This is a genomic window from Amycolatopsis sp. AA4 (assembly GCF_002796545.1).
In the GTDB taxonomy this organism is placed as follows: Bacteria; Actinomycetota; Actinomycetes; order Mycobacteriales; family Pseudonocardiaceae; genus Amycolatopsis.
Genome location: NZ_CP024895.1, coordinates 162,773 through 170,500 on the forward strand (window position 1 = coordinate 162,773; position 7,728 = coordinate 170,500).

Sequence of the window (7,728 nt, forward strand, 5' to 3'; positions counted from 1 at the left end):
GATCGCGCACTGACGCGCGGCAGTTCCGCAGCAGCGCCGCTGCGCGCGGAACCACACGCCGTGCTGCGAGTTCCGCCCGCGCCCGGTGGCAGGCGGGGACTCGCATGCACACCGGCGGCATCCGGCCCGGCTGGGGGTCGGACCGGATGCCGCCATCTCACATTTCGTTGCTGGACCAGCAGTTCACGCGATCAGGGGGAACGCGATGAATCTGTTCGGCCGGCGCACTGCACGCGCCGACACCGATCCCGACCACGCCGACGGCGGTCTCGTCATTCCGCAGACCGTCGCCGACGCCACGCTGCGCCATCAGCCCGAGCGCAGCGACCCGCTGGCCGAGCTGCGCGCACTGCCCGTTCCGCCCGCGCGCGGCTGGGCGGTGCCCCAGGGCGGACGCGACCACCACGTCGGCTCGGCCGCGCTGTGGCAGGGCACCACCACGCAGCTGGCCGGATTGTTCCCGTTCGTCGGCGGGTCCGGCGCGCGGGTGCGCGGCGTCCCGATCGGACACGACCTGCACACCCACGAGCCCATCGGGCTCCACCCCGGAGACTGGTTGAAAACAGGCCTCATTTCCAACACGGGGCTGTGGGTTCAAGCGCAGCCGGGAGTCGGAAAGAGCGCGTTCGCGAAACGGCTCGGGACCGGGCTGTGCGCGTTCGGCTGGATGATCTTCTGCCCGGCGGACGTGAAAGGGGAATACACGGCCCTGATCCGCCGCCTCGGCGGCACCGTGATCAAGATCGGCCGCGGGCACGACGCGATCAACCCGCTTGACCCCGGCCCGCTGGCCGCGCTGCTCGCGACCACCAGCGGCCGCGAACGCGACGCCCTGCGCGAATCCATCCGCGCCCGCCAGGCCAGCCTGCTGGAAGGCCTGCTGCTGCTGGAACTGGACCGCCACCCCACGCCGACCGAACGCAACCTGGTCTCCCGGGCGATCGACCTGGCCACCGACGCCGCCCCCGACAACCAGCCCACTATCCCGGAAGTCCGCGCGGTGCTGGACCAGGCGCCGCAGCAGCTGCTGGCCGCCGCGCGGATCGGCGAGAGTCGGGAACGCTACTTCGACCTGGTCCGCGAGGTCCTCTCCAGCTTCGACCTGCTCGTGGAAGGACCGCTGCGCGGCCTGTTCGACCGGCGCTCGACCGCGCGCCTGGACCCCGGGTCCCCGGCGACGTCGCTGGACATCTCCGTGCTGGACGAGGAAACCGACGAGGTCGTGGCGGCGGCGATGCTCTGCTCCTGGGCCTGGGGCGCGAGCATGATCGAGGCCCGCCAGACCGGGCACGGCCGCAACATCCTCTGGATCCAGGACGAGGCGTGGCGGGCGCTGCGCACCGGGTCCGGGCTGGTGGAGAAATCCGACCGGCTGACCCGGCTCAACAGGCACAAAGGCGTCGCCAGCGTCTATTTGACGCACTCCATGGACGACCTGGAAGCGCTGCCGTCCGAAGAGGACCGCGCCAAGGCCCGCGGCATCGCCGCCCGGTGCGCGATCCACGTCTACGGCGGGCTCCCGGCCTCGGAACTGCGCAGCCTGACGGTGTCGCTGTCCTCGCGCGAAGCCGACATGCTCTCCTCCTGGCAGTCGGCCGGCACCTGGGTTCCCGGGCAGCGCCACCCCGGACGCGGGCTCTACCTCGTCAAAGCGGGCGAACGCGCCGGGCTGCCGGTGCGGATGAACCTCACCCCGCGCGAACTCGAGCTCTACAACACGGATTCGGCGTTCGACGCCGCGCCCCGATCGGCGGCGGCGTGATGACCTCGCCCACCTCCCGCCGCCACGCCTCCGGCGCGACCCCGGTGCTGCCGTGGGTGATCGTCGGCCTGATCGGCTTCGTGTTCCTGCTCGGCGGCACGCTCTGGGTCGCCGCGCAGGCCGCCAGCGTCGCCGGGTTTCCCGTTCCCTCGCCCGGAACCTTCCCCAACGCGCTGCGCCGGGCGGGGCTGGCCGGTCTCATCGGCCCCGGTGGTTCCCCGTTCTGGTTCTGGACCGTCTTCGGCGCGCAGATGGCGCTGCTGCTCGCTGCCGCGATCACGGTCGCGGTCCTGGTCGCGAAACGGGGACGGCCGCGCGACGGGCACCGGGCGATGAACTCCGCCAAGGAATTCCGGGAACTGCAGCAGCCGGCCATGGCCAAACGCGCCCAGGGCCTGCGGCCCTCGCTCGCCGACGCCCGCCCGCGCGACCTCGCCCCCCGCCAGATCGGCGCGGCACTGGGCGATATCGGCGGCCGGACCGTCTACAAGAGCCACGAGGACGTCGAGCTGGTGATCTGCGGGCCCCGCAGCAACAAAACGAGCGCGAAAGTCGTCCCCGAGATCCTCAGCGCCCCCGGCACGGTGGTGGCCACCTCCAACAAGGGCGACGTGTGGGCGCTGACCCAGGGCTTGCGCGCCCTCGTCGGCGAGATCTACCTCTTCGACTGCAACCACATCACCTACCAGCCGCAGACGTTCTGGTGGAACCCGCTCGCCGGAGTGTCCGATGTGGAGTCCGCCTCGCGGATGGCGGCGTACTTCATGCGCGAGGTCGGCGGCGGCGCGGGCGGCGGCACCGACCGCGCCGACCCCTTCTTCACGCCCGCCGCCGAGAAAACCTTGCGGCAGATCCTGCTCGCCGCGGCGGTGTCGGGGCATTCGCTGCGCGACGTCGTGCACTGGGTCGCGACCCGTTCCGACGAACCCGCAGTGCAATTGGACCGGCACGGCTTCGGCGGGCAGGGCGATTCGCTGCGCGCCACGCTGGAATTGCCGCCGGAAACCCGGGGCGGCGTCTACGAAGGCGTCGCCACCGCCATTTCCTGTCTGGACTCCGAAGCGCTTCTGCGCTGGGTCACGCCGCCGCTGTCGTGGCAGGAAATACCCAAAGACCCTGGCCTGATCAGGGAATTGAACCTCTGGGACCTGATCACCCGGCCCGGGGACGCGCACCCGACGCTGTACCTGCTCACCCGCGAAGGACAAGGGTCGGGGCGCCCGATCGTCGCGGCCATGGTCGGCGAATTGTGCAACGTCGCATTCCGGGCCGCGGCCGCCAACGGCGGCCGCCTGGACCCTCCGATGACCCTGCAATTGGACGAGGCGGCCAACATCGTCAGAATCCCGGAATTGCCCGGCTGGTATTCGTGGTTCGGGTCGCAATCGATCATGGTCACCACCGTCCTGCAGTCCCGCGAGCAAGGACGCAGCGTGTGGGGCAAAGAGGGTTTCGACGCGCTGTGGAGCGCGGCCACGATCAAGACGATCGGGGCCGGAATCGCGGACCCGGATTTCGCCGAGGACCTGAGCCGCCTGGTCGGCGACCACAAGGTCGAGGAAACCTCCAACAGCTACTCCAGCGGCGGCCCCTCGACCTCGCGCCAGCTGCACACCGAACGCATCCTCACCGCCGCCGACATCGCCGCGATGCCGCGCACCAACGCCCTGCTCATCACCTCCGGGCGCCGCCCCGGCATGCTGCGGCTGCGGCCCTGGTACGCCGAACCCGACGGCGAGGAGAAACGCCAGCTCGTCGAACTGTCCAAAGAGGCCACCGCGCAGATCCAGCAGTCGGCCATCGAGTACCTCGGGCCCGACAACCCGGTCGCGAAATCGCTGCGGCCCCCGGACGCCGCCGCACCGACAGGGACACGGCCGTGACCGCCCCGCCCGCAGGGCCGGGGCCGGACTCCCCGGACGAACCCGCCTGGCCCGCCGACGACACCGAACCGGCGACCCTCGCGCACCTGGCCGCGCTGGAACAGCGCGTCCGGCGGTGGCTGCGCTCGCTGGAGACCGAGCAGTTCCAGGTCAGCGGCGAGGTCGTCCTGATGCGCAATGCCGTCGAGATGGCCAACAACGGCCTGGACAACCTCGAAGACGGCCTGGCCGACATGAGCTACCAGTTCAGCAACCTCTACGCGCAGATGCAGGCGGTGGCGTCAGCGCCTCCCGTCGGCCCCGCCGCCGCGGCCGACGACGGACCCGCCGCGCCCGCACCGGAAACCAGCGGCGGAGGGAAGGACGGCGCGGGCGCCGCAGCCCCCGTCGCGCGGCCGTCGCCGGGCGCGCTGCACGCCTGGGTGACCGTCCACATCGCATCGATGGTCCGCAAGACCACCACGACCGGCGAGGGCGGCGGCATCCGCTGGTGCCGCCAGTGGTGGCTGCACCACGACGCCGTCGAACGGTTCACCGCCCTGTACCTGGCCTTCGGCGAGTTGTCCGACTCGGACGAACCGTCCTGGCTCTCGGTCTACCTGCGCGACCACCTCGACCCGCACCTGGCCACGCTCACCAGCCCCTACGGGCCCTTCCACGCCTGCACCCCCAACCGGCACTCCGCCACCGTCGCCGAACTCGGCCACGACCCGGCGCCGCAGCCGGGCGCCGACCCCGCCACCGGGAGGACAGCATGACCGAACCCGAACAGCCGCCCGCGTTCCTGGGATTCGCCGGACGGCCCGTCCCCCCGCCACCGGAAACCTACGCCCACGACTACGACCCGGCGCCTGGCAAGCCCGACGGAGTCAAGACGCACTTCCGCGACATCGGGAACACCGACGGCGACTTCCTCGCCGACCAGATGACCCGGATGCACGGCGACCTGAAGTACCGGCCGTTCGACCTGGACGCCGAGATCGACCGCTACGACCCCCAGCAAACCTGGTCCGCCGGCATCGAGCCCGAAGACCACACCTGGCTCTACACCTCCGCGCTGATCGGCCGCCTCGCGCACCGCGCGGACCTGCTGCGCGAACTGCACCGGAACGACAGCGAACCGTCCCCGTTCCTCGACCCCGCGCAGCACGCGCCGGAACTGGCCCGGCTGCGCGAGCAGACCCGCGGCCTCTCCGCCCCGATGGACCTCGCCGACCGCTTCGACGACGTCGTCCGAAAACTCGCGGAGAAGACCGGTCGTCCGCTGCCGTGGCGGCTGGCAGAAGACGACCGGCGCCGGGAGTGGGCGGTGCGCGACCACGCGGCGCTGGAAGAGCTGACCGCCGCGATCGACCACTACCAACTCCACCTCGCCCTGCCCTGGCTGCATTCGGACAATCCCGCCGAGCAGAGCGCCGAACGCGACCGTCGCACCGCCCGCGTCGCCGCTCTCGACACCCAGAACCACATCCTCGCGGAATACCTCACCGCCGAGCGCGTACAGGTCGTGCTAGCGCTGCTGCCGGACTCCTCGACCCGCTGGAACCTCTACGCCGTAACGTCGCTCCCGGACCCGCCTGCTCCCGACAACCTCGTGTTCCGCCAACTGAGGGCTGCCGCCGACGAACTGCTCACCGCGCTCCTGCACCCCGCCGCGCGCGCCGACCGCGCGACCGTCGCGCCGCTGGCCGACCGGATCGCCGAACTCGTCCGGTACGACCCCGCTCTCGTGCGCGAACTGCCTCCGCTGCAGGCGGGCCTGGTCCGCAACGTCCACCTCGTCCAAGCCCGCGCGCGGGGCGAGTACGACCAGCCCGCCGCTCCCGCACCCGCGCCCGGACGCGACCAGGCCGCGCGGCCGGACGAGCAGCCGCGGCGCGGCGCTGCGCAGCAGGGCGCCGATCCGGTGCGCCGCGACGATGCCGCCCTCGATGCCTTCTTCGGAACCTTCCCGGAGATGCTGCCGGACGGGACGGTCCGGCATGTGTCCAGGCCATTGCCTCCCGACCGGCGCGAGGCAATGGTGGAAAGCCGACTGGCACAGGAATTCCTGCGCGGCGACGGCGCCGGCCCCGTCAGCTTCGTCGGGCCGCACGGCGGTTCGCGCGACGCCGCCGACCCGACGCACGCCCCGCGAGAACCGGTCAAGCCCGCGCGCGTCGCGCGGCCGGGCATCGCCGCGAGCCGCCACGGCGGACCCGCGCAACCGCCGGGCACGGGGCGGGCGCGATGACGACCGCACCGACGGGCCTGAAGGGGAGGACCGCATGACCCAGCCCGCCTACGAGGTGGCGTTCGAGGGATTCGCTGGCTGGCCTGTCTTTGAATACGCGGTCTGGCTGCGCAACCACGCGGAGTTTGCCGACGCCGGCATCGACGACTACTACTTCCGTCTCAACGGGACCTGGCACGCCGACTTCGCGACCGAGCAATTGCTGAGGATGCGAGACATCCCGGACTGGCGGCCATTCGACCCGCAGGCCGAAGTCCAGCGGTACAACCCTGAACCCAGACACGCGCAGGGCACAGAAGCCGAGTACGACCTCGCCCACTACACCTCGGCCTTCATCGACCGCCTTGCCCAGAAGGCCAAGCTGCTCCGCGACGTGCAACAGGGCCGCCCCAGCCCCGCACTCGACGTCGCCGAGGAACTGGACGCTCCCGACCGCGGCGAGCGGATCCGCGAGCACGCCGCCGTCCTCCCGGCCGCGGACGTGCAGGCCGTCGCCGACGAACTCGACGACCTCGCCCGCGCCCTCTCGCACAAGACCGGCGTGCGGCTGCCGCGGGCCCTGTCCGAGAACGACCGCGGCCGGGAGCAGGAGACACAGGACCGCGCGCACGGCGAGAACGACCGGCCCGCCCCGGTGACGCCCGGTGCCGACCTGGAACGCCGGCTCGATGCCGCCCTCGACGCCGTTTCCGGCCGCGCCGCGGAGACGCGCCCGAACGGAACGCTGCGATGGACGAGGCAGCCCCTTGCCGAGCACGCCCGCGCTGCTCTGCGCGGCGACGCGCTCGGCAACGACCGCGTCCGCAAAGCGCTCCTGCGCAGCCTCCCTTCCGACCGAGCCGACGCCCAGGACGCCGCCGCCCCGGATGCCGCCGGACCGGCCCAGGCCACGCAAGAACCGGCCAAGCCCGCGCGCGTCGCGCGGCCCGGCACCGCCGCCAGCCGCCACACCGGACCCGCGCACCCGCCAAGCACGGGCCGGGCGCGATGACGACCACGCCGACCGCTCCGGGGAGGACCGCATGACCCAGCCCGTCGACGAACCCGCCTTCATCGGATTCGCCCGCCAGCCCGTTCCCGTGCCCCCGCGAGAGGTGCTCGTGCACGACTCGCTGGCGGGCCAGTACGGCGAGACCGACCACTTCTTCCGCGACGTCGGCGCCGCCCACGCCGACGCGGTTCTCGCCGAACTGGCCGGCAGCAAGGAATCGCAACAAGCCTTCTGGCGGGACGAGCAACCGGCACCAGTCCAGCCCGGCGAGCAGGACACAGCACCCCGCGACGACGCCGAACCGCCGCGAGTCCGGGAAGAACGGGCCGCGCGGTCGCGCCTTGCCCGTCCCGGCACCGCCGGGACACGGCACCGCAACGCCCCGAGCCCTCCGGGCTCCGGGCGGATCCGATGACCACCGCGCCGGCGCGCTGCTGACCACGCGCGCGCCGCACAGCCAGAACGAACTCCGGGGGGACGACGTGAAGGAAACCGAAAAACAAGGCCACAATGGAGACCGTGACGATGAATCACTACGGGGCACAGACCCAGGAACACTGGAGGAAGCACCGGGCGGCGGAGTACGCCCAGATCGAGAACCCGACGAAGTTCTTCACGGATCTGGGCGATCGGATCGCCGCGGAGATCGAACGCCGGACGAACGAAGCGGAACAACAGCAGCAGGCGGGCCAGAGCACGGACTTCATGGCGAATCTGGCGAGCCTGAACAACGTCTCGACGACGGTGAGGGACGACGTGCTGCGCGAGATGGCGTTCACCGAGCCGGGCAGTCTGATTTAGAGCGGTTCCGGCCCCGGGGGCAGCAGGACTTCGCGCCCTCGGGGCAGAAAGCGCGGAT

The 7,728-nt window shown here is 71.8% G+C and carries 7 protein-coding genes; all 7 read left to right on the forward strand.

What is annotated here, in order from left to right:
• Nucleotides 1-205 precede the first annotated feature (205 nt).
• Nucleotides 206-1,762 (forward strand): hypothetical protein, encoded by a 1,557-nt coding sequence (locus CU254_RS41650; RefSeq protein WP_009086065.1) that lies wholly within the window; start codon nt 206-208, stop codon nt 1,760-1,762.
• Nucleotides 1,762-3,645, forward strand: a complete 1,884-nt coding sequence (locus tag CU254_RS41655) for a type IV secretory system conjugative DNA transfer family protein (protein WP_009086064.1) — start codon at nt 1,762-1,764, stop codon at nt 3,643-3,645. The genes CU254_RS41650 and CU254_RS41655 overlap by 1 nt, the downstream gene beginning before the upstream one ends.
• Nucleotides 3,642-4,403: a DUF4913 domain-containing protein gene (locus CU254_RS41660; protein WP_086025048.1), complete on the forward strand. Its 762-nt coding sequence runs from the start codon at nt 3,642-3,644 to the stop codon at nt 4,401-4,403. The genes CU254_RS41655 and CU254_RS41660 overlap by 4 nt, the downstream gene beginning before the upstream one ends.
• Nucleotides 4,400-5,878 (forward strand): hypothetical protein, encoded by a 1,479-nt coding sequence (locus tag CU254_RS41665; protein ID WP_037719157.1) that lies wholly within the window; start codon nt 4,400-4,402, stop codon nt 5,876-5,878. The genes CU254_RS41660 and CU254_RS41665 overlap by 4 nt, the downstream gene beginning before the upstream one ends.
• A gap of 34 nt (nt 5,879-5,912) precedes the next feature.
• A complete protein-coding gene (locus CU254_RS41670) occupies nt 5,913-6,869 on the forward strand; it encodes a hypothetical protein (protein ID WP_009086060.1) in 957 nt (318 codons plus the stop codon).
• Nucleotides 6,870-6,900: 31 nt separating this feature from the next.
• Nucleotides 6,901-7,284: a hypothetical protein gene (locus tag CU254_RS41675; RefSeq protein ID WP_009086058.1), complete on the forward strand. Its 384-nt coding sequence runs from the start codon at nt 6,901-6,903 to the stop codon at nt 7,282-7,284.
• Nucleotides 7,285-7,388: 104 nt separating this feature from the next.
• Entirely contained in the window at nt 7,389-7,670 is a 282-nt protein-coding gene (locus tag CU254_RS41680) for a hypothetical protein (protein ID WP_158688141.1), read from the forward strand.
• Nucleotides 7,671-7,728: the final 58 nt, after the last annotated feature.

What these genes read in the sequence shown, in the direction of transcription:
- CU254_RS41650 (WP_009086065.1), top strand. Translation starts at nt 206, where the DNA reads ATGAATCTGTTCGGCCGGCGCACTGCACGCGCCGACACCGATCCCGAC.
- CU254_RS41655 (WP_009086064.1), top strand. Translation starts at nt 1,762, where the DNA reads ATGACCTCGCCCACCTCCCGCCGCCACGCCTCCGGCGCGACCCCGGTG.
- CU254_RS41665 (WP_037719157.1), top strand. Translation starts at nt 4,400, where the DNA reads ATGACCGAACCCGAACAGCCGCCCGCGTTCCTGGGATTCGCCGGACGG.
- CU254_RS41670 (WP_009086060.1), top strand. Translation starts at nt 5,913, where the DNA reads ATGACCCAGCCCGCCTACGAGGTGGCGTTCGAGGGATTCGCTGGCTGG.
- CU254_RS41675 (WP_009086058.1), top strand. Translation starts at nt 6,901, where the DNA reads ATGACCCAGCCCGTCGACGAACCCGCCTTCATCGGATTCGCCCGCCAG.